Raw genomic sequence first — 21,918 nt, 5'->3', positions numbered from 1 at the left:
GCTTACTGTTTCGTTTTGAGTTTTTGCAAAAACTCGATCCGTTGCTGTTTGCGGAAATGTTCTTTCACCATGTAGGCGACGCCGAGCTGTTCGTTCGAACGCGTCACCCAGTCGGCCGCCCGCTTCACCTCAAGCGGTGCGTTCCCCATGGCGACGCCGAGCCCAGCCGCTTCAATCGCCGGCAAATCGTCAAGGCCGTCACCGATCATCACCGTTTCTTTCAACGATACGCCGATATGTTGAGCCAGCCGGCGCAACCCCGCGAGTTTAGACACTCCTTGCGGGACAATTTCCATTTTTCCGTTTGGCTGCATAATCATATCAATGGACGGAATCGATTTCGTCAATAAAGCGGCCGCTGCATCCCTCTCTTCGTCTGTAGCAAAATATACATCAATTTTCGGCACAGCGATCGGTTCGTCGATCAGCACATCGCCAAGCGAGTCGACAAATTGAGTCGGATAGAAAAACGGGTCGCTTGAGGAGAGAACCGTTTGCACGACAAGGTTTTTCTTCACTTTCTTCCGATTGCCGAGCGAATACCGCTCATGCATGAGGCGGATGTTGCAGTTGAAATTTTCCAAAATTTGCACGATATTAAACGTCCGCTCCTCAGGGATCACGGCGTCAAACAGCCTATCATCAAGCGTTCTGGCAATCATCGCTCCTTGGAATGCAATGAGCATCCCATCAAGCCGCAGCGCTTTCGCCACTTTGCGGGCGGAAAGCAAATTGCGGCTCGTGATTAACGTAACATAAACTCCTTTTTTCTTCACATAGTCGACCGCCTCTTTTGTTTCGCGCGGCAGGCGGCCGTTGTTTTTTAAAATCGTTCCGTCAATGTTGAGCGCCAACAGCTTATACACGGCTGTCTCCCCCTTTTGTCCGTCTCAACCTCTCTTGCCGCCGCCAGCAAGCTGGCGGCGGCTTTGCATTCCTTATCATTTTCATGACTATGACGAAACGGACAAAAAAAGAACACCCGACCGGGTGTTTTTCCTATCTTCCTTCCATGAATGAACGGTGCAACTCCTCAAGCGGCTTCATGGCGATTTGCTGAACCTCGGCAATGGTCATGCTCATTTGCTGCTCGAGCGCCATCAGGCGGGCGAGTTTCTCGTTTTGCTGGGCGAGCGCCATCGCCTTTTGCGCCTGTTCGATTTCATCAGGCAAAATGGCCGCCCCGCGCATCTGTTTTTCATGGAGCCGAAGCTGGATGTCGCGGACATTCGCGAACATTCGATAGGCGATTTCATCTCGGCGGACATCTTCGTATGCCCGTTTCAGCTGCTGAAACGGCTCGCTCGCCCGAATCGCCTGCTCAAGCTGTCTAGCGAGCGCATGAAGGGGTTCAGACATAAAAAGAGCCTCCTATACGAATATCGTTCACGTTCTAACGTATGCGCCATCTGACGGCGATATGCCACAGCCTACAGCCATAAGCCAATGACGCCTTGAACGGCGCCGATCAGCCCGCCAAGCAAGGCGCCCAAATACGTAATCATCTTTAGTTCACGGCGGGCGATCGATAAAATGATCGCTTCCAATCGTCGTAATGAAAACGACTCCACTTGGTCGCGGACAATATCCGCCAACCCAAGCTGTGCAACAATCGCCTCGATTTTGTCGCTTAACAGGCAGCTGACCGTTGCCGCCGCCTGCGGGATGAGGCGGTCAAACAATGGTTGCTCGTACGGAGCGATCAGCTCATCAAGCGGGCGATGCAGCCAGCCGCCGCTTTGCACCAAGCGGCGGGCAGCCGACCGCACCGCTTCATCGATGCGCCGGCGGCCGATCATCTCTTCCACGGTTGCGAGCGGATAGTCCAACCATTTGTTCCACTCCGTCCAAAGAAGGCGGGAGAGCACCTCTCTTGTGCCAGCATGGCGCAAAAATTTACCGAGCTCCGCCTGCACCTTATCGACGAAATTGACATTGCCAAGCAGCATCTGCAGCATATTTCCAACCATCCCGCGCTCTTGGAAAAAACGCTCGATCATGCTGGAAATCTGCTGCTTTCCCTCCTCGCTGCGAAAGTAGTCAAGCGTCCTGTCGGCCAAATAACCCGCTAGACTTTCGACGCGCGCTTCCATCGTCTGCTTCAACTCCGCTGGCAATACATCGCGTATCGGCCGCAGACGCCACGTTTCGCTCCACCGTTCGTACGCTCGCTCAGCTTGCTCGGCCGCCATCGCTTCGAGCCGCTCGGCGGGAGAGCGAATACCGAGGCGTTCAAGCAACTCAGCCGGCGTTTCTTTGCGCGCAAGCCACTTTCGAAGCCATTCCCGCCCCCACTCGGCCATCTCGGCCGTAAAGGACGGATCCATGAGTTTGCGCCGCAATCCTTCCGGCGTCACCAAATGTTCCACGACCGTTTTCCCGAGCTGTTCGGCCAGCTCCCGCCGCCGCTTTGGAATCAATCCCGGCGTAAACGGCAGCCGTTTTCCAAACACGTACATCGGCTCATATGGGCGAAACAGCATCACGATGGCGATAAAATTCGTCACCCCGCCAATGAGCGCCCCGACCGCCACCATAAACAGCAAATAAACGAACGTTTCCATCCTCTTCTCCTTCCGTCCCCGCCGCTGTCACCAAACGGCGTCCGTCATCATACGATGGCGATATAAACGTTTGCCTAATTGTTCATTATAGAGCTTGCCTGACGAATGCGCAAATGAGGGACTGCGATGAGCAAACAACGAACGATGGCTGTGCTGACGGAAATCAATGAAACAAGTGAACGGGCTGCCTTTGGATCCATCCATCATTTTTGCGAGGAATTGGCGGCATATGCTAGAAAGCGTGGTCTCTTTTTTTACGTGTCCTCGCCGGCGCTTTACTTAGAGGGAGTCGGCTATCAGTGGACCGAAAGCGGATGGGGCAAGCGGGACGTGCCTCCAGCCGATGTCGTTTACAATCGCCTTCACTCTCGCAAGCTCGAACGCTCCCCTTTGTTTGCCGAGCTGCTCGCTCGGCTTGCCGAAGAAAACGGGATGATGTTCAACCATCGCTTTTTGCATAAATGGGAAGTGCACTGCCATTTTGAGCGGCACGAGTACTTGCACCCGCACTTGCCGAAAACGGCGCTCTGGAGCGGTCAACATACGCTTGAGGCGTTCCTTGACGCTTTCCCATCCGTCTTTCTCAAGCCGATCTATGGCAGCCAAGGGCGAGGGATTTTCTGCCTCCAACATTCGGACGACGGAATTTGTCTTCGCCATTCCACTTCCGCTTCAACGGCCGTATATCGTTCGATGGACGCTTTAGCTTCCGCTTTGCGGCAACAAATCCGAACGCCGATGATCATCCAACAAGGGCTTGAGCTTCGCACCCTCGACGGCCGCCCGGTCGATTTTCGCCTGCTTTGTCATCGCGCCCGCCACAATGATTGGCGCGTCACTTCCGCCGTCGCCCGCGTAGCGCCGCCCGATCAGTTTGTCGCTAACCTTGCCCGCGGCGGAGAACTGATGGCGGTCAATGATGTCTTGCGGAAGTGGTATACGAGAGCTGACGCGTTCCAGCAAAAACAGCTTCTGAAAGAAATCGCACTGGAATCCGCCGCCGTTCTCGCCTCGGAAGCGGAGGGACTGTATGGAGAGTTTGGCGTTGATCTTGCCATTGACATCCATGGCCAGCCGTGGATCATCGAGGTGAATACGAAGCCGTCGAAACAGACGGATATGGCCGCTTCCTACCAATCGGTCCGCCCGTCGGCGAAGGCGATCATCGACTATAGTTTGACATTGATGGAGGAAAAGGAGTGAACCGTTTTGCTTTCACTCGGTTTTGTCACCCTTGACGAACAGCAAGACCACACGTATTGCACTGAGGTGGCGAAATGCGCCAGACGCTACGGCATTTCCGTCTGCCGCTTTTCGCCGCTTGGCATCGATCCGCAGACGGAAAACGTCCGCGGCTTTCTCTTTCAAGAGGAAACGAACGAATGGACAAACGCCGTCTTTGCCATTCCGCCATTTTTATATGACCGCTGCTTTTACGGCAATGATGAGCGGTCCAAAAAAGCAAAACCGATTATGAACTGGTTGAAGCAGCGGCCTGACCTCACGTTTTTAGGCTATGGCCTGCCGGGCAAATGGGACGTATATGAAGCGCTCTCCTCTCACCCGCTCTTGTCCGCATACGTGCCTCCGACTGTCCGGCTTGAGCGCGCCGATGATGTGCTTGCGCTTCTCCGCCGCGAACAAGCCGCCATCGCCAAGCCGGTGCACGGCTCCGGAGGACGCGGTATTTGCATCTTTCAAAAGAAAGGGAAGGCGCTGTCCGTCCAAGACAGTCACGGTCAAGAACAGGCCGTCATTGCCCGCCGAAGCGAGCTGGAACAGCTCCTCGCCTCTTGGAGCCGCCGCGGCGAGTATGTCCTGCAGCCATTGCTTCAGCTATCGACCCCGGAGGGTGAACCGTTTGACCTCCGCATTCTTTTGCAAAAGGATGAAAACGGACGCTGGGTGGAGCGGGTGCGGGCCGTGCGAGTCGGCCGACCGGGGGCATGGGTGGCCAACGTCCGCGCCGGCGCGGACATTCGTCCGTTTTCCGAGTGGCTCGACCACCTTTCCTCTTCAAAACGTCTCTTCGTGCTCGATGGCGTTGAGACGATCATCCGCACGCTGCCAGTTTATATGGATCACACGTTCGGTCCTTTGTTTGAAATCGGCTTGGATCTTGGTGCAACCGACAACGGGGCGGTGTGGATTTTGGATGTCAATTCCAAGCCGGGGAGAAAAGTGGCGCATCTTCTGCCCCCGGAGCAACAAAACGAACTGTACGAAGCGCCGCTTCGGTATTGCTTGTTTTTGGCCAGAGGGGGGAAAAGCCAATGACCTACACGTTGATCATTGACGAACAACAAACAAATACGGTGATTCTTCCCGCCACGCTCCAAACATCTAGGCAAACATCAGCCGCGTTCGGCAGCCTTGTCACCCCATGCCGGGTCATTTCTTCCCCCCGTCTTGTCGACCGTGTGATTGTGGCGCATGACGTTGCCCGATGCTTGTCGATCCCATTTGCCGCTGACGTTCATGTCTTTTTGACCGATGAAGCTGTTCACTTCGGGCCGCTTGTCGGCATTTTGACCGCCGGATTCACAAAGTCGCTCCACCGCCCGGTCGGCAGCCGGAGCTTCTTTTTTGCCAAGTTGCTGGCGCAAGAAAAGCAAGTCGGCGGATTTGCCTTTTTGTTTGGCGCGCCCCATATTGACTGGGAAAACGGCATGACGAACGGCTATTTTTACACAGAGCGCGGCTGGGAACGCCATACGGTGCCGTTGCCGAATGTCGTTTACAACCGGCTGCCAAACCGGCGCGTCGAAAAGGAGGAAACGTTTCAAACGATGACGAAGACGCTGCAAACCACCTACGGCATCCCGATCTTTAACGGGTGTTTTTTCAACAAATGGGACATTTACCGCCGGCTCGCTGCCCATCCGAAGGCGCAGCCGTATTTGCCGGCGACGTCCGCCCACGTGACGCAGCACACCATTGAGCAGTTTCTTGCCCGCTACCGTGAAGCGTACATCAAGCCGGCCGACGGCAGCCTCGGCCGCGGCATTTATCATGTAGCGAAAAAAAACGCCTATGAATGCCGGTTCCGCGATGAAAGCGGAGAAATACAAACAGTGCTGTTTCCCACCGCCATGGCGGTGTGGCATCATTTGCTCGCCCATGCGCCGCTTCACCGCTATGTCATCCAACAAGCGGTTCCGCTTCTTGCCGTCAACGGCCGACCGGCTGATTTCCGCGTTCACGTTAACAAAAACGAACACGGCATATGGCAAGTGAGCGCCATCGCCGCCAAAATCGCTGGAAAACAAAGCATCACGACCCATATGAACAGCGGAGGCATCGTCAAAACGCTGGAAGAAATTTTCCCGGATGCCGCCGAGCGCGAAATCATGCTCGCCCGTCTTTCTGACGCCGCCCTTACGCTCAGCCGTTGCCTTGATGAAGCATCAGAAACGTTGATCGGCGAAATCGGTTTTGACCTTGGTGTTGACCAACAAGGAAGGATTTGGATGTTTGAAGCCAATTCCAAACCCGGACGGTCGATTTTTAAGCATCCAAAATTAAAGGACGCAGACGAACGAACAGCGCGGTTGCCGCTCGCTTACGCCGTCCACCTCAGCAAAACAGCCATCACCGAACCCGAGGCGCTTTGGCCATGCTGACGATCGGCTACCGTCCTGACACCGGCGAGTGGGTGTGCAACAGTCCGGGCGGCCCTTATCGATTCGGCAGCGGCTGGGTTGCTCCCGCCGCTGTCCTTCCCGATCTCGTCTTTCCCGTCCGCGAGCAAGATGGACGGGTGGGACCGCTCGTCGGCGTGCTGGTCAGCGCCTCGTCCCTTTCCGCTTTGCTGGCTGGGAAAAAGCCGTGGCTTGAAACCGTTATCCGCTCCATCCACAAAGCCGGCGGCATCTCCGTCGTCAGTGCGGCCGCCGGCATCGGAGAGAAAACGGTCTCCGGATATCTATTCGTTCCGACGCTTCATCGTTTCATCGAAGCGGCCGCTCCACTGCCCGATGTCGTCTACAATCGAGTAAAAAGCCGCGAAGAAGAAGAAAGCGAGCCGTTTCAAACGGCGGCTGCCCAGTTGAGCGCCCATGGCGTTCCACTTGTCAACCGCTCTTTTTTCCGCAAATCGGACGTTTATGACGCGCTGCGGTCCGACCGCCGGCTCTGGCCGCATCTATTGCCGACGGCGCCTGTCCAAACAGCGGCCGATCTTCGCGCTTGGCTCCGCCAATACAGCTGCATTTACTTGAAGCGGGATGACGGCGCCAGAGGAATGGGGCTGTTTCGTCTCACCGCCTTGTCAGAGACGGAAGCCATTTGCGAATATCCGGGCGGCCAAAAACGGTTCTGCTCGCTCGATGCGCTCGCATCACTCATTCAGTCCGGCCGCTACATCGCCCAAGCATTGGCTGAAACGGACGAGTGGAATGGACGCCGCTACGATTTGCGCGTGCTCGCCCATTGGCACAACGGCCGCCATACGATCACCGGCATCGGTGTTCGTTCGGCCGACGTCGAGTCAGTGACGACCCATGTGTTTCATGGCGGAACCATCCTCCCGTACAAAGAAGTCAAGGAACGCATCGATGAAGCGGCGCTCGAGCGGCTTATTGCCTTGAGCGGCGCACGCCTTGGCGAACGGTTTGGCTTTGTCGGCGAGTTTTCCGCCGACATCGGCGTCGGAAGCGAACAGCAGCTTTACATTTATGAAATCAACGCCAAGCCGATGGTGTTTGATGAGCCGGAGATTGAGGCACGGCGGCTCGAGAGGCTCAATCAGCTGTTTGCCGAGCTCGCTCATCGTACGCCATAGCTAGAAACTGGCCGCTGTAGCGAAGCGCCTGGCGGAACACAGCATCAACCGCTTGTTTGGCGGCTCCATTTAAGCTTTGACAGACGTTCTGGCATAACATCGCTTTTTCCCACTCAGCCGCCGCCATGGCTTGCAAGAGATCACAACGAGGTGCGCCTGCTTTGCTTTGCTCTCTTTCCGCTCGACCGTCGGCGTTAGCCCCAGCAACGAAATAATGCACGTATTGCCAAAGTTTACGCTGCCGCTCGGCTTCAGCCAAATAGACCGCCCATGCCTCATCCGTTTCCATCTCAGCGAGCTGCCGGGCTTTTTCTTCCGCCGCGGCGGTTGTTTCGAGCAATTTTTTGATCAGCATGATCATCGCGTGCCGCCCCTTTCTTCCCTATTGTCCTCTTTCATCCATATGAATGGCATGGATAGCGTATGCCTATTTTGGACAAACTTTAGGAAAAACGATGAAAGGAAGGGGCGAGATGATGGAACGAAAGGAAGCCGAGCGCCGTGATTCATTGTACGAAGGGCGCGATGAATACTATATGGACATCGACCGCATGATCAACGAAGGGATGGCCGGAGGTGCTGTGTACGGCCACGGCGATGACGTCAACATTGAGGAAGCGCGCGATCTTGTCAAAGAAGAGCCGCCGTACGAAGCCGGCCAGTAAACGGAGCCGATTTTCCCGCCTCGGGAAAGTCGGCCTTTTGTTTTATGAAGCCTCTCCGCTAATGCGTTAGGCAGGGATCGTTCGAAACGACCGCTGTTGGCCAAGCCGCCCGTTCATCCTGCGGCTTTCCCGCTTTCATCCATTGTCTTTCTTTCCATTCGCGGAGATTTGGTATAATGAAAACAACGCCGATTCCTCTTCGGCGTGACATCATCCTTGACGGAAAGTGGTGCGCCGCGATGCTAAAAGAGCTCGAATCGCTTTATGAAGGGGACATCGTCATCAACGGTCAGCCGGAACACCCCGAAGATTACGAATGGTTTTATACCGCCGATGGCGATGAGATCGGCATCGCCAAGCATCGATTGACAGAGCAGGAGCGGCGATTGCTGGCGCTTTTTTTCACCCCCGCCGAGCGCCGACGCGAACCGGAAAGCGAAGAGGAGCGGGCATGGAAACGATGGATGGCAACCGGCGACCCAGCCGCGCTCGCTCGGCTCGCTGCTCCGTATTGCCGGTTCATTCATTTTACAGCCAGCCGGCCGATCGCCAACAAAGAGGAGTTTGCTGACGCTGTTCGCGGCTTATTTTCCTCCCCGGTTGCCATCGTCTGGGAACAAGATCGGCGCGGGCTGATCGTCGAAGCGAAACAAAAGCGGACGACGGAGCCGCCTTCGTTAGCGGACATGGCTGAGGCGCTCGCCGCTGATTTTTATACTGCCATTCATTTATTGATCGGCCCAATCCGCTCCGTCGATGAACGGCTATATGAATCGTTTCTCCTTGAAAAAGAGTGTTTTTCCGCCGCTCGGCGCTTTTGGCCGAAACGAACGGTGTACGAATGGGAAGACGTCATTCCGCTTCCGCTCTTTGAAGAAGGAGCAGTCAGTGAGAAAGCCCGCCGGACCCTCTCGTTTCTTGACGGATTCGACGAGGAGGAAGTGCGGGCGATGGAGACGTTTTTGCAATGCAACTTAAACGTCTCGATGGCAGCGAAAAAGCTGTATATGCACCGCAATAGTTTGCAATATCGAATCGATAAATGGACGGAGCAAACTGGTGTTGACATCAAACGGTTCAAAGGGGCGGCAGCCGTCTATTTGGCTATCTTGCACCGGCGCCGTTCGTAATCCCCCGCTTTTTTGTCATGTCGCCGAAAATCGGCGGCATTTTTTGTGCACCTCGTCCATTTACGAATGTTCCTATTTTTCTATACACTAATGGCAAGAAAACGATTTCGGCGATGAGGAGGATGGTTATGGCAGAACTCATTCTTGATCATATTTACAAAATTTACGACAACAATGTGGTCGCCGTCAAAGACTTCAATTTACATATTCAAGACAAAGAGTTTATCGTATTTGTCGGCCCGTCCGGCTGCGGCAAATCCACCACGTTGCGGATGATCGCCGGCCTTGAGGAAATTTCCAAAGGCGATCTTTACATCGACGGCAAACGAATGAACGATGTGCCGCCGAAAGACCGCGACATCGCCATGGTGTTCCAAAACTACGCTCTGTATCCACATATGAGCGTCTATGACAACATGGCGTTCGGTTTAAAACTGCGCAAATTCCCGAAAGCGGAAATTGACAAACGCGTCCGCGAGGCGGCGCGCATTCTTGGGCTCGAGCAATATTTGGACCGCAAACCGAAAGCGCTCTCCGGCGGGCAGCGGCAGCGCGTGGCATTGGGACGGGCCATCGTCCGCGATGCAAAAGTGTTTTTAATGGACGAGCCGCTCTCGAACTTGGATGCGAAACTGCGGGTGCAAATGCGCTCAGAGATCGCGAAGCTCCATCAGCGCTTGGAAACGACGACCATTTACGTCACCCACGACCAAACGGAAGCCATGACAATGGCCACCCGTCTTGTCGTCATGAAAGACGGCGTCATCCAGCAAGTCGGGACGCCGCGCGAGGTATACGAAAAACCGGAAAACATTTTTGTCGGCGGCTTTATCGGTTCACCGGCCATGAACTTCCTTCGTGGAACGCTGCAAGACGGCAAGTTTGTCGTCGGCCAAACATCATTTGGCATTCCGGAAGGAAAAATGAAAGTGTTGCGTGAGCAAGGGTATGTCGGCAAGGAAGTGATTTTAGGCATTCGTCCGGAAGACATTCACGACGAACCGCTCTTCCTTGAAGCATCTCCGGCGACGAAAGTTACCGCTCTCGTCGAAGTCGCCGAGCTGCTTGGCGCTGAATCGATGATCTATTTTAGCATCGACAACCAAGAATTGGTCGCTCGCATCGACGCCCGCACGGAAATCAAGCCGGGCCACCGGATTGACCTGGCGCTTGATATGAACAAAGCGCATTTCTTTGACGTTGAAACGGAACGGCGCATCCGGGCGGCGGATGAAAAGTAACCCCCCATTGTTGTTCATATAGATTCATTCGAAGGCGTTCTGAAAAAACGGAACGCCTTTCCTTTCCACTCCATCAACAGCCTTATTCCTTGATAAAACGCACTTCCTCCTCATGGCAAGTCGGACAGTAAAACAAATGAACACATTCATGATTCGTATACGTGCGCAAATAGCCGTCGACAAGCTTCATGACGTCCGCATCCATGTACGGGCTGTAGTCATCGAAATAATCTGTAACTTTCCCATGATCTTCCATTGGTTGCCGGCAGTAGCTGCAATACACCGTCACCCGGCGCAACCCGTTGCACAGCGGGCATACATTCATGCTGCTTCCTCCTCTAAGATGTTCCTTATCTTTACATATTCCCTAATGGTGACGGCGGTAAAACGTTAAAAATTCCCATATTCTCACCATGCATAACAGGCAAAAAACGTCCCAAACTATGAGTACCGCCAGCGAAATCACCCATCCGTTGCAACAGGGACGCTGGCGAAGCCAAAGGCGGGTGGGCCGGTGGGTTCAGCCAAGCTTGGCACACGCCTTGCAGCGTGAAGTGTTGGTGCAAATCCAACCACCCCAACCATCAAAAATTTTTAAGAGGAGATGATCAACGATGGCACGCAACAATAACAACAACCAACTGTTAGTCGCTGGTGCTCAACAAGCCATTGATCAAATGAAGTACGAAATCGCCCAAGAATTTGGTGTGAACCTCGGCGCTGACACGACTTCTCGCGCGAACGGTTCGGTCGGCGGCGAAATTACGAAACGTCTTGTCGCCATGGCTCAGCAACAACTTGGGGGCCAATTCGGAAACATTCAATAACCGCCTTAACGAACAACTTCATATAGATGGCAAACGCCCCGGGCCGTCAGCCCGGGGCGCTTTCATATGGGAACGGGGAGCGAATCAGGCGCCTCCCGCCTGCTCGGCAAGCGGTTGGCTCAATGAGACAAGCACTTTGCGAATGCGCCGATTGTCGACTTGGCGGACGGTGAACGTCAGCGATCCATATTGCAACGTTTCGCCGACGGCTGGAATACGCTCAAACATCTCAAAAATCCAGCCACCCAACGTATGCGATTCACTCTTTGGCACGTCGATGTTCATCACTTCGCAAAATTCATCCAGCGGCAGTTCGGCGCTGAACTCGAAGCTGTGCTCGTCGATTTGGCGCACCGTTTTCACCGCCTCATCATGCTCATCCCATATTTCGCCGACAATTTGCTCGAGAATATCTTCGAGCGTAATCAAGCCGGCGGTGCCGCCAAACTCGTCGACGACGATCGCCATATGCACTTTGCTTTTTTGCAGCTCCGGCAGGAGATCGGACACTTTCATTGACTCGACGACGAACAACGGCTGGCGCAACAAATCGCGGATGCGCACCTCCCGCTTTTGCACAAGCTCGCTGAAAAAGTCGCTTTCCGACAAAATGCCGATCACGTTGTCAATATCCCCTTCATAGACCGGGATGCGGGAATATTTCTCTTCCAAAAACACGTCGCGGATCTCTTCAATCGGCTGGTTCACTTCCACCGCCACCATATCAGCGCGCGGCGTGAAAATTTCTCCGACCAAAATTTCATCAAAATCGAGCGAACGTTGGATCAATTCTTTTTCTTTGTTGTCGATGACCCCTTCTTCTTCACTCAGCTCAACCATCACTTTAATATCTTCCTCCGTAACAGCCGGCACAGCCACCCCATTGGCGAACCTCTTGGCGATTCGATCTTTTAAGGCTTGGAGCGACGCCGTAACCGGCGTCATCAACTTCATCAGCCCATAGGCAAGGCCGGCGTATCGGATGGCGAGCTGCTCCGCATGCTCTTTCGCCATCGATTTTGGCAAAATTTCACCGAAGACGACAAATAATACGGTCATCACCGCCAGCGTGGCAAACAAGCCCATCTGTTCCCCAAGCAACGAAACGGCGATGTCCGTAAAGAGCACGACCGTCACGACGCTGGTGAGGCGATTGGCCACAGCAAGCGCCAACAACACGCGGTCAAGCTGACCGATCACCGCTTGGAGGCGCTTATTGTGCAGATGCTCTTCCGCATAATGCCGCAACCGTGCCTTGCTTGCCGAAGAAAACGCAGCTTCTGCTGAAGCGAACAGTGCATTCGCGAGCAGGGAGAGGAAAAACCACCCGAACAACCTTAGCGGCCACTCTTCCAACGAATCTTCACACTCCTATGGATGGTGACGATGTTATTCATATCCATTTTTCCGCCGAATCATGCTTTTGACACTCCACACGGCTAAAGCCGTGGGATTCTTGGGTCGTTCGCGTCCTCATCCATTTCTGGTTCGGACAACGCCCAAGTTTAGGGGTGTGTCATCACCCCGTCCCATCGGGTTAGAGTGTACCCCGATGGGCGGCGCACCTGTGACCAGTGCGCTAGGTTAGGAGGCGAAGCCCGAAATCGCTTTGGCGATGTTGATGGCGCCATTCAAGTCGGCGTGGAGAGTGTATCCACACCTTTGGCATCGGAAGCAGATGCCGTTTCGGTTCGCTTTCTCTCGATGTCCACATTTACACGTTTGGCTCGTATAAGTTGGATTCACCCACTCCACCCGAATGCCTACCATTTCGGCTTTATAGGCAATCATCGTTTGTAGTTGGTGAAATGCCCAAGAATGAAGGCTTCGTCCTGCTTCTTTAGCCGATGTTGCCCGCTTTCGAATGCCTGTCAAATCTTCCATCCGAATCACGCCAACACCGTTGGCGAGCGCAACATTCACGATTTGACGGCTGATTTTGTGATTTTGATCCTTCATCCAGCGGGACTCTTTACGGCCGATTTTGCGAATCATATGAAGCTTCTTCGCTTTGCCCAACGTTCGCCGCAAAGCCGCATAGCGTCGGCGCACAAAGGCGCATTGGTTCCCTTTGAAAAACCACGATTTCGTTCCCACGCTGGCCACGGCGATATAGCGAAGCCCAAGGTCAACGCCCATCACCTTTGTTTCGTGCCGCGGCTTCACGTCAAAGGTGATCGCGATCGCCAAGCACCATTTCTTTCTCTTTTTGTAGAGCTTGGCGGCCCCTTGTTTGGCGGTTCCATCGAGCAGCCGATTCAGCCACGCTTCTTGATAGGAACGCGTGACCACTGGCACGCCGATTCGCTTCTCCAGTGTGGGGAAGGAAACCGTGTAGAACGATCCTTTCTTCTCCACCTTTAGGTTTTGATTGTTAAAGCAACACCAGAATGTTCGGAACTTCTTTGTTTTCTGGTTTTTCTTTTGGGACTTCACTTCTCGAATCGTTTGATTCACGACGGCGGAAGGAAACCGCTGCGACGAAAACACTTTAAACAGTTTGCTCGTCGCTTGATTCAGCTCGGGATGGTTCAACAGCCAATTCGCAAACGCGGTATTCACTTCTGTCATCCGTTCGTACATGTCTTGTTTGGCTTTCGTCGGCTTGTGCAGTTCCAGCCTTAGTGTGATCGTGGGCATGGATTCACCTCCTTGCAGCAATGACAGGATGCCATTTCCATATGAAGAAAACGGCTCACTTTCATCCCACGCCTAAAGAGCGTGGGCTTTCTCGTTCGCGAATCTGTAAAAGCCACACTTTCCGCGCTAAGCGGAAACAGAGCGATGCAACCGGCAGCAGCCGTTTTCTCTCTTCCTATTCTTAAATATAACAAATTTTTCGCCAACTGACTATAGCTGGCGAGTTTTCCTTCCATATAAATCCAGACAACTAAAAAGAAAAATGCGCCGGATGAACCGAGGCGCATCATGATTCAAGCCAACAGGAACCAATCAAATACACAAGAACAAGCAATGAGGCAATGTTGAATGTCACCGACCACTCGGCCATTTGTCTTCCCCTCCCTTTTCTTCCCCTCTTTCATCGTACCATATTGACGGCGGGAAAAGCAGGAGGAGAAGGGTGTCTTTTTGACAGTTTGATGAACAAAACAAGGGCGTCCTCCCATCAATGGACGCCCTTATTTCATTTTCCCTCGTTTCAACCTAAATAGCGGTAATAGATCGCCTTTGCCTCCTGCACGTCTTTCGTGCCGTGCACAAGCGCACGGCCGTCGCGAAAGACAACCAATCGCTTGTCGCCGAGCGAAACGGAGACAAGATACGGGTTCGCTTCCGCTTGAAGCCCTTGGCGGCGAAACAGCTCCGCCAATTCATTCAAGTCGTACTGGCGCGGGGCAGGCGGACGGATTTGCACAGAATCGCGCCCGCACAAGACGGCAGTCTTCGTCCGTTGTTCATAGGAAAGAAACGGATAAGATGGATGACGTCCGCACGTCGGGCAACCGTCCTTTTTCACCCCGTCAATGCGAATCGAGGCGTATTCGTTCGTCCAAAGGTCAAACGAAACGAGCTTGCCGCGGAGCGCCGACCAGTCCTCCACTAAAATTTTTAACGCCTCAGCCATCTGATAGCTGACAACCATTTGCACCGCTGGGCTGATAATGCCGGCCGTATCGCACGTCAATCCCCCTTGCGGCACCGTTTCAAGCAAGCAATACAAACAAGGCGTGCGGTTCGGAATGAAGGCGCAGCTTAAACCGTAACTGCCGACACAAGCGCCATAAATCCACGGAATGTTGTACTTGTAGGCAACGTCATTGATGACAAGGCGCGTATCAAAATTATCTGTCGCATCGATCCATAAGTCAGGGCGTTGCTTGAGGGCGATCGTTTCCAATTCTTCTGGGCCGGCGTCGCCGACAATGGCCTCGATCTCAACCTCGCTGTTGATTTGTTCAAGGCGCCGTTTGGCGGCGATCGTCTTTGGCAGCCGCTCCTTCGCATCCGCTTCGCTGTACAGTTGCTGGCGTTGCAAATTGCTCCATTCGACGTAATCGCGGTCAATGATTGTCAATTTGCCGATGCCGGCGCGAACGAGCGCTTCGGCGTTGCCTGTGCCGAGCGCTCCGGCGCCGACTAACACGACATGCTTTCCCCGTATTTTCTTTTGCCCTTCCTCGCCAATCGGTGCAAACAATTGCTGCCGGGAATACCGTTCGTTCAAACAACACTCATTCCTTCCGTTGGACTGCTCGCTGACGCGTACCGTTTTTTCGGGATGCGTCCGGCTTCATAGCCGAGCCGGCCCGCTTCCACCGCCAGCTTCATCGCTTTCGCCATTTTCACTGGATCGGCCGCGCCGGAAACAGCGGTGTTCAAGAGCACCCCATCCGCGCCAAGCTCCATCGCCAGCGCCGCGTCCGCCGGTCCACCGATGCCGGCGTCGACAATGACCGGCACGTTCGCCTGCTCAATGATAAAGCTCAAATTGAGCGGATTGATGATGCCTTGCCCAGACCCGATCGGCGAGGCGCCCGGCATGATCGCATGGCAGCCAAGCTCCTCTAGCCGCTTCGCCAGCACGACATCATCGGATGTGTACGGCAACACGATAAACCCTTCCTCAAGCAGCATTTCCGCCGCTTTCAACGTCTCGATCGGGTCTGGGAGGAGCGTTTTGTCGCAGCCGATCACTTCTACTTTTATCATATCACACAATCCGGATGCCTTGGCGAGTCGGGCGATGCGCACCGCTTCTTCGGCCGTTTTCGCCCCGGCGGTGTTCGGCAAAAGCTTATATTTGCTTAAATCGAGCTGCTCTAAAAAGTTCGGCTGCTCCGGGGAAAAGATGTTCATCCGCCGGACGGCGAACGTTAAAATTTCCGCCCCTGATGCTTCCACCGCTTCTTTTTGCACGTCCAAGCTCGGATATTTGCCCGTGCCGAGCAACAGCCGCGAAGAAAATTCATATGGGCCAATTTTCAACATCATCAACCGCCTCCTACAAAATGAACGATTTCCACGCGATCACCATCGCATAGCACCGTCGTCCCATACTCATGTTTTTGGATGATGCGGACATTGACTTCGACGATGCAAAGCTTGTTCTCAAGCCGGAAATGGGCAAGCAAATCGCCCACCGTTTTCACCTCGTCGGGCACGGCGACCGTCTCCCCGTTAATCACTAACGTCATTCCACCCCCACCTTTCCGATATGGCGTGTCAACGAAAATGGCGCAAGATCAAACGCCGTCTCTTTCCGCTCCACTAAGTCGGCGACAAGCAGACCGGTCAATGGGCTGAGCAAAATGCCGTTCCGGTAATGGCCGGCAGCGACGAATAAGCCGCGCCGCTCCGGATGCTCGCCTAGATAAGGCAAGCCGTCTTCGGTCTGCGGCCGAATGCCGCTCCATGATGCCACCCATTCCGCCTGTTCGATGTCCGGAACAAGGTGGGCGGCGCGGTGAAGCAAGTTCATCACCCCACCGGCCGATACACGTCGATCGAACGTGCCGGGCGTGGACGTCGCTCCGATGAGCAGCCGGTTTCCTGATTTCGGAACGATGTAGCAGCCGTTTTTCGCAAATACAGTCGTTTGCAACAACGGAACCGGGGCGCGCACCATGACGCATTCTCCTTTGACCGGATAAACGGAAAGTGAAAGCCCGACCCGCGCGCCGAGCCGCGCCGCCCAAGCGCCGGAAGCGATGACGACCGCCTCGGCGGCAAACGTCCCGCCTGTTGTGTCTAACACATGCCCACTGCTGTCGGAACGGATGTCGAACACTTCCGTATACTCGTACAGACAAGCGCCGGCGGAGGCGGCGGCATAGGCAAGAGCGGCGGCCAAATCCGGAGCGCTCACTTGCCCATCGCCAGGGATGTACATCACGCCGGCAAGCGCTTCCGCCGCAAGACGCGGCTCCATTTCAAGCGCCTCCCCTTTCGTGAGCCACTGCACCGGTTCGCCTATGCCCCGCCAAAATGTATAATGGCGATAGAGATCGTCTGCTTCCTCTTCCGTTGTCGCTAGTTTGATCAATCCTTTTTCGACAAGGCCGATATCGATGCCGGTCCTCTCCCTCAGCTCTTCAGCCAAGGCCGGCATGAGAGCTCGGCTTTGCAAGGCAAGCGGCACAAGCGGGCTTGACGTCGAAAACTCGGATTGCGCCCCAAGCATGCCGGCTGCCGCGCTTGACGCCCCGCTTCCCATCGTTCCTTTTTCAAAAATGGCGACGCGATGCCGCCGCTTGGCGAGCTCAAAACCGATGGCCGCCCCAATCACCCCGCCGCCGACGATGGCGACGTCATACCGATGCGTCATCCCCTATCCCCTCCCTTTCACGATGTCTGCCAGCCGTTTAGCCTCAGCAACGGGGTCAGCAGCGAAAAAAACAGCCGACAATACTGCCACCCCGGCTGCGCCCGCTTCCAGCACCCGACGAGCGTTGCCGGCGTGAATGCCGCCAATGGCGATGACTGGAATGGACACGGCGGCCGCGATTTCCGCAAGCGAGTCCAGACCGCGCGGCGGCAAACCGGGCTTGCTGTCCGTCGGAAAAATATGGCCATACAAACAAAAGTGAGCGCCATCCTGTTCGGCTTGTTTCGCCTCCTCTGACCCGTGCACCGAGCAACCAACCGTCAAGTCCGGAAACGAGCGGCGGACGGCGCGCACCGGCAGGCTGTGATAAGCAAGCTGCACACCTTTGACACCGTAGACAGCGGCGACATCAACCCGGTCATTGACGATGATTTTTTGCAGCGGCACCCCGACGCGAAGCAACGCGGTGACGAACTCGGCCGTTTCGCGCGCTGTCTTTTCCTTTTCACGAATATGAATGAAATCGGCATACGGATGAACATGGGCGCAAATCGCGGCGAACTCATCGGCTGTCTGCCGTCCCGTCGAAATGAAATGAAGAATCCCCATCGCCATCCCTTTCCCTCTATCGGACATCGCTGATCGGGATATATGGATAATGGATGCCGGCATAATAAGCCGCCAGCATCAAGGCGGCGAACAGGGCGACAAACAGGACATCATATTTGCCAAACCCGATTTCATAGTAAAACGTGCGCCGCCCATCCCCGGAAAATCGCTTTGCTTCCATCGCGACCGCGATGCGCTGGGCGCGGCGGATGCTTTGCGACAACAGCGGAATGGCGTAGCGCTTCATTTTGCCAAGGCCGCCCTTGTTCGGCACGCCGCGCACGGTCAAAGCGTAGCGAACGGTTTGAAACTCTTCGAGCATCATCGGCAACAACCGAACCGCCGCCAAAAAACTGTACGCATACTTTGGCTTCAGTCTCAACTGCTGCATGAGCGAATAAAACAACGGAACCGGCCGGGTCGTCAGCGAAAAAATCAAGCCGAGAAGCCCAAGCGCCAAAGCGCGAAACCCGATGTGCACCCCGCGCCAAAAACTTTCCGCTGTAACATGGATGAGCCCCCAGCGAACCCATGTCGTCGTTCCCTCGCCAAACATCATCATCGATGAAGCCGTCGAAACAAACACGAGGAAAAACGGCAAAAACAGCCAAAACAACACATTCGCCGGATAGCCGGTGCCAAAGCAAAACAAAACGAAGAGAGCGAGCGAAACGTTAATCAGCACGTTCGGGTTATGAATGAACAACACAGCGAAAAAGAGCACGACAAACACAATGAGCTTCAAGCTCGGGTTCGTCTCATGAAGCCATGTCTCACGGCAACGAACCTCCCATTTCATCGCCCTGCCCCACCTTCCGCCAACACCGGATCTCGAATTGCAAGCTGTTCGTCCCGAACGAGCGCCCCATCTTCAATCACCCACTGTCTCGTCGCAAAGCGGCGGACGATTTGCTCGTCATGTGTAACCATCATGATCACCGCTCCTTGTTCGCGGTGCGCTTCAAGCATTTCAAGCAAAGCAAGCGTGTTTTTCGCGTCCTGACCAAACGTCGGCTCATCAAGCAAAAAGAGGCGTTGGCCGGCGACGATCGAAGCGGCGACGCTCAACCGCCGCTTTTGTCCGACCGACAGTTGGTACGGGTGCTGGTCTTGCTGCTCAACAAGGTCAAATTCACGCAACAGGCGGGTGATGGTTTCCTCGATTTCCGCTTCCGGCCGCCCTTCAAGCCGAAGCGAGTAGGCGAGCTCTTCGCGGACGGAATGGGCGACAAATTGCCACTCCGGATTTTGGAAAACAAACGCAATATGGCGGTAGAGCGGGTGTTGCCGCTTGATGTCGGCGCCTAGCAGCATATACTCTCCGTCCGTGCGGATGAGTTGCATAAGCGCGTGCAGCAACGTGCTTTTGCCAGCGCCGTTTTTTCCGGTGACGGCAATCCATTCGCCGGCGTGCACCGCTGCTTCCGGAACATAGATTTTCGCCTCCCGGCCGCGGAACCCGCGAAAACGGGCGAGGCGAAGAAGCTCCTCGCCTTGATGGCGATTTCGCCGCCTTGCCGTCCGGTCATAGTCGTCCCAGACGCCTGGATACCAGATCCCTTCAGCGGCAATGACGTCTTTATAGTCGGAAAACACCGCCTTCGCCTCGCCGTCGGCGATGATGCGCCCATCGCGGCCGAACAAGACAATGCGATCCACAAAGTCGAGCACATGGTCAATTTTATGCTCGACGATGATGACCGTTTTGCCGCGGCTCACCTGCTTCACCGTTTGCCATACCGCCTTCGTCCCTTCTTCATCAAGCAGCGCCGTCGGCTCATCCAAAAACAAGACATCCGGCTCAAGCGCCAGCACCGAAGCGAGCGCCAACCGCTGCTTCATCCCGCCGGAAAGCGTATGGATATCCGTATGCGGAGCGATCTCCAAACCGACTTGGTTCAGCAGCGCACGGATGCGGGCGGGCATCTCGCGGCGCGGCACACTTCGATTTTCGAGGGCAAAAGCGATTTCCTCGTCCGCATACGGCATGCAAAATTGCGCATCAGGATCTTGGAAAACATAGCCCCACCGTTCCGGCCGCTCGAGGCGCTCCGCTTTCATCGGCACATCGATCGAGTGGGGAATGATGCCGGCCATCACTTGCAATAATGTCGACTTGCCGCATCCCGACGGACCGAGGAGGAGCACTTTCTCCCCCTCGGCAATCGAAAGCGACAAGTCGCGAAACAGCAGCCCGTCGCTCCCGGGAAATTTCAGGCGCAGCCGATCAATCGCAATTGCTTGTTTCATCGCCATTCGCCGCCTTACCGGTTCAATGCATCGTAATCGTCTTTCGAGGCCGGCCGCCACATTTGCGTCACTCCGGTTTTTTCGAGCGCTTTCGCCAATGAAACAGCAAGCACGCCGGAGATGAGGATGGCGCCGATAAAACGCGCCAGCAAAAAGAGCGCCATATTCCATGGGGCGAGCGCCTCAATATAGCCTTTGTAAAAGTCCATGATGAGCGAGCCAATCGTCGCCCCGACCGCGCCGAGCGATACAACGAACGTATCAAAGCGCCGATAGCGGAAGGCGGCAAAGACGAGCTCGGCAAACAGCCCTTGAACGACCCCGTAAATGAGCACTTCAAGCCCCCATTGCGATCCCATGATCAGCTCGCCGGACGAAGCCGCAATCTCCGCGAGCAACGCCACCCCTGGCTTGCGAATGAGCAAATAAGCGAGCGAGGAGGCGATAAACCACATGCCGTAAATGAGTTGATCGAGATGAAACCCTACTGCTCCCACCGCGCTATATAGTGGGCCCCATAATTTGTAAATAATGCCAAACACAATCGCAATGACGATCGTCGTTAAAATATCCGCCAATTTTAACCCTTTTGTCTTCACTTGCATCCTGTTCTCCTCCTTGTCTCACGTCAACGGCTCGCCGCCAATTCAGCCGACGGCCACTGCTCAAGCCGATACGCCATCTCCCAAAACTCGTACTCATATTCGCTGCTGATGAGGAAATGCCGCTTCATCCGATGGCGATCCTCTTCGGTGACCTCGTCAGCGATGTCGTCAAGCCGCGCGATTTGCTCTTCCACAAGCGAGCGGAACCAGTCCGAACTGTAGGTGCCGATCCATTTTTCATAAATCGGATCGTTCGGGCGGCACGTTTTCAAGCGCTCGCCAATTTCGTAATACAGCCAGTAGCACGGCAAAATGGCGGCGATAACATCACCGAGATGCCCTTCGTACGCCGCGCGGTACATGTGCGACGTATAGGCGTACGCCGTCGGCGCCGGAATGAACGCCGCCCTTTCCTCTTCTGTAATGCCCAAGAGCTCGGCGAACGTTTCATGCAGAGACAGCTCGGCTTCGCACGTGCTTTGTGCATGGTGCGCCAACCGGGCTGTCGTCGCCAAATCCGGCGATTTCGCCGCCCCGATCGCCTGAACGCGGGCAAAATGGCGCAAATAATAGGCATCTTGCATCACGTAATAGCGAAACTTCTCGCGCGCAAGCGTCCCTTGGCCAAGCTCCTGAACAAACGGATGGCGGAAACTCGCCTGCCAGATCGGATCGGCCGCTTGGCGCAATTGTTTGGCAAATGACATTCGTTTTCCCCCTTTTTGGCAAAATAAAAACGCCGCTTCCTTTGCCGATTGGCGTAAAGAAAGCGGCGTGGGCATGCGACGTTGGCAAGGCAAAGCCTAGCCTTGCTGTGCTGCTCCTCCACTTCCCTACGCTGGCATTACCCAGATCAGGTGCTAAGGGTCTCAAAGGCACACTTTGATCTCAGCCTTTCTAAAGGCCCCCCTAGTGGATGATGGTGCAATTTTCAGTTTTCTTTACACTTAATCATACC

At 54.9% G+C, this 21,918-nt stretch carries 24 protein-coding genes and 1 riboswitch; of the genes, 8 read left to right on the top strand and 16 right to left on the bottom strand.

The features are described from left to right. Positions 1-2: 2 nt before the first annotated feature. From JCR24_RS04735 to JCR24_RS04725, 3 genes are all read right to left on the bottom strand, one after another. Complete coding sequence (locus tag JCR24_RS04735) at positions 3-866, bottom strand: Cof-type HAD-IIB family hydrolase (RefSeq protein ID WP_011230145.1); 864 nt, start codon at positions 864-866, stop codon at positions 3-5. A 133-nt stretch (positions 867-999) separates the two neighbouring features. Then, the gene (locus tag JCR24_RS04730; protein ID WP_033024793.1) at positions 1,000-1,359 is read right to left on the bottom strand and encodes a YlbF/YmcA family competence regulator; all 360 of its coding nucleotides are present in this window, start codon (positions 1,357-1,359) and stop codon (positions 1,000-1,002) included. 71 nt (positions 1,360-1,430) lie between these two features. Next, complete coding sequence (locus JCR24_RS04725) at positions 1,431-2,564, bottom strand: DUF445 domain-containing protein (protein ID WP_042381801.1); 1,134 nt, start codon at positions 2,562-2,564, stop codon at positions 1,431-1,433. A 126-nt stretch (positions 2,565-2,690) separates the two neighbouring features. Between JCR24_RS04725 and JCR24_RS04720 the strand changes: the two genes are divergently transcribed. From JCR24_RS04720 to JCR24_RS04705, 4 genes are read left to right on the top strand one after another with little or no spacing between them, the layout of a single operon-like run. Next, the gene (locus JCR24_RS04720) at positions 2,691-3,767 is read left to right on the top strand and encodes a YheC/YheD family endospore coat-associated protein (protein ID WP_011230142.1); all 1,077 of its coding nucleotides are present in this window, start codon (positions 2,691-2,693) and stop codon (positions 3,765-3,767) included. Between the two features lie 6 nt (positions 3,768-3,773). Next, the gene (locus tag JCR24_RS04715; protein WP_033024791.1) at positions 3,774-4,841 is read left to right on the top strand and encodes a YheC/YheD family endospore coat-associated protein; all 1,068 of its coding nucleotides are present in this window, start codon (positions 3,774-3,776) and stop codon (positions 4,839-4,841) included. Continuing rightward, on the top strand, positions 4,838-6,187 hold the full coding sequence (locus JCR24_RS04710; protein ID WP_238980178.1) for a YheC/YheD family endospore coat-associated protein: 1,350 nt from the start codon (positions 4,838-4,840) through the stop codon (positions 6,185-6,187). Before JCR24_RS04715 ends, JCR24_RS04710 begins: the two co-directional genes overlap by 4 nt. Further along, positions 6,181-7,347: a YheC/YheD family endospore coat-associated protein gene (locus JCR24_RS04705; RefSeq protein ID WP_033024789.1), complete on the top strand. Its 1,167-nt coding sequence runs from the start codon at positions 6,181-6,183 to the stop codon at positions 7,345-7,347. Before JCR24_RS04710 ends, JCR24_RS04705 begins: the two co-directional genes overlap by 7 nt. Here the strand turns inward: JCR24_RS04705 and JCR24_RS04700 are convergent. Continuing rightward, positions 7,307-7,708 carry a hypothetical protein gene (locus JCR24_RS04700; RefSeq protein ID WP_238980177.1) on the bottom strand — a complete coding sequence of 134 codons (402 nt, stop codon included), beginning with the start codon at positions 7,706-7,708 and terminating at the stop codon, positions 7,307-7,309. The genes JCR24_RS04705 and JCR24_RS04700 overlap by 41 nt on opposite strands. Positions 7,709-7,823: 115 nt before the next feature. On the opposite strand from JCR24_RS04700, the gene JCR24_RS04695 reads away from it, so the two are divergent. The 3 genes from JCR24_RS04695 to JCR24_RS04685 all read left to right on the top strand — a co-directional run bounded on the left by JCR24_RS04695 (position 7,824) and on the right by JCR24_RS04685 (position 10,383). Further along, complete coding sequence (locus JCR24_RS04695; RefSeq protein WP_238980266.1) at positions 7,824-8,012, top strand: hypothetical protein; 189 nt, start codon at positions 7,824-7,826, stop codon at positions 8,010-8,012. 239 nt (positions 8,013-8,251) lie between these two features. Then, positions 8,252-9,142, top strand: coding sequence for a PucR family transcriptional regulator (locus JCR24_RS04690; protein WP_011230136.1), 891 nt, complete (start codon positions 8,252-8,254; stop codon positions 9,140-9,142). Between the two features lie 128 nt (positions 9,143-9,270). Continuing rightward, positions 9,271-10,383, top strand: a complete 1,113-nt coding sequence (locus JCR24_RS04685) for an ABC transporter ATP-binding protein (protein ID WP_011230135.1) — start codon at positions 9,271-9,273, stop codon at positions 10,381-10,383. Positions 10,384-10,465: 82 nt separating this feature from the next. Here the strand turns inward: JCR24_RS04685 and JCR24_RS04680 are convergent, their stop codons facing one another. Further along, positions 10,466-10,708, bottom strand: a complete 243-nt coding sequence (locus JCR24_RS04680; protein WP_011230134.1) for a hypothetical protein — start codon at positions 10,706-10,708, stop codon at positions 10,466-10,468. 289 nt (positions 10,709-10,997) lie between these two features. On the opposite strand from JCR24_RS04680, the gene JCR24_RS04675 reads away from it, so the two are divergent. Beyond that, complete coding sequence (locus JCR24_RS04675; RefSeq protein ID WP_011230133.1) at positions 10,998-11,210, top strand: alpha/beta-type small acid-soluble spore protein; 213 nt, start codon at positions 10,998-11,000, stop codon at positions 11,208-11,210. A gap of 84 nt (positions 11,211-11,294) precedes the next feature. Here the strand turns inward: JCR24_RS04675 and JCR24_RS04670 are convergent, their stop codons facing one another. The 11 genes from JCR24_RS04670 to tenA form a co-directional block, all read right to left on the bottom strand. Beyond that, a complete protein-coding gene (locus tag JCR24_RS04670; protein ID WP_238980176.1) occupies positions 11,295-12,566 on the bottom strand; it encodes a hemolysin family protein in 1,272 nt (423 codons plus the stop codon). Between the two features lie 228 nt (positions 12,567-12,794). Next, complete coding sequence (locus JCR24_RS04665) at positions 12,795-13,850, bottom strand: transposase (RefSeq protein WP_238980175.1); 1,056 nt, start codon at positions 13,848-13,850, stop codon at positions 12,795-12,797. A 520-nt stretch (positions 13,851-14,370) separates the two neighbouring features. Continuing rightward, entirely contained in the window at positions 14,371-15,396 is a 1,026-nt protein-coding gene (locus JCR24_RS04660) for a thiazole biosynthesis adenylyltransferase ThiF (protein WP_062898426.1), read from the bottom strand. Beyond that, positions 15,393-16,160, bottom strand: coding sequence for a thiazole synthase (locus JCR24_RS04655; RefSeq protein ID WP_013146257.1), 768 nt, complete (start codon positions 16,158-16,160; stop codon positions 15,393-15,395). Before JCR24_RS04655 ends, JCR24_RS04660 begins: the two co-directional genes overlap by 4 nt. A 2-nt stretch (positions 16,161-16,162) precedes the next feature. Next, complete coding sequence (gene thiS / locus JCR24_RS04650) at positions 16,163-16,366, bottom strand: sulfur carrier protein ThiS (protein WP_011230128.1); 204 nt, start codon at positions 16,364-16,366, stop codon at positions 16,163-16,165. Further along, positions 16,363-17,496: a glycine oxidase ThiO gene (gene thiO / locus JCR24_RS04645; protein ID WP_238980174.1), complete on the bottom strand. Its 1,134-nt coding sequence runs from the start codon at positions 17,494-17,496 to the stop codon at positions 16,363-16,365. The genes thiS and thiO overlap by 4 nt, the downstream gene beginning before the upstream one ends. A 3-nt stretch (positions 17,497-17,499) precedes the next feature. Continuing rightward, positions 17,500-18,105: a thiazole tautomerase TenI gene (gene tenI / locus JCR24_RS04640; RefSeq protein WP_081132730.1), complete on the bottom strand. Its 606-nt coding sequence runs from the start codon at positions 18,103-18,105 to the stop codon at positions 17,500-17,502. Between the two features lie 16 nt (positions 18,106-18,121). Continuing rightward, complete coding sequence (locus tag JCR24_RS04635; protein WP_238980173.1) at positions 18,122-18,904, bottom strand: energy-coupling factor transporter transmembrane component T family protein; 783 nt, start codon at positions 18,902-18,904, stop codon at positions 18,122-18,124. Next, on the bottom strand, positions 18,901-20,355 hold the full coding sequence (locus tag JCR24_RS04630; RefSeq protein ID WP_238980172.1) for an ABC transporter ATP-binding protein: 1,455 nt from the start codon (positions 20,353-20,355) through the stop codon (positions 18,901-18,903). Before JCR24_RS04630 ends, JCR24_RS04635 begins: the two co-directional genes overlap by 4 nt. A 14-nt stretch (positions 20,356-20,369) precedes the next feature. Continuing rightward, positions 20,370-20,960, bottom strand: coding sequence for an ECF transporter S component (locus JCR24_RS04625; RefSeq protein ID WP_238980171.1), 591 nt, complete (start codon positions 20,958-20,960; stop codon positions 20,370-20,372). 23 nt (positions 20,961-20,983) lie between these two features. Beyond that, positions 20,984-21,667 carry a thiaminase II gene (gene tenA / locus JCR24_RS04620; protein ID WP_011230122.1) on the bottom strand — a complete coding sequence of 228 codons (684 nt, stop codon included), beginning with the start codon at positions 21,665-21,667 and terminating at the stop codon, positions 20,984-20,986. A 106-nt stretch (positions 21,668-21,773) separates the two neighbouring features. Continuing rightward, a riboswitch (TPP riboswitch) is annotated at positions 21,774-21,881 on the bottom strand. Positions 21,882-21,918 lie beyond the last annotated feature (37 nt).

The organism is Geobacillus sp. YHL (assembly GCF_022341265.1).
Classification (GTDB): Bacteria; Bacillota; Bacilli; order Bacillales; family Anoxybacillaceae; genus Geobacillus; species Geobacillus thermoleovorans.
This window is presented reverse-complemented; position numbering and strand designations above follow the sequence as displayed.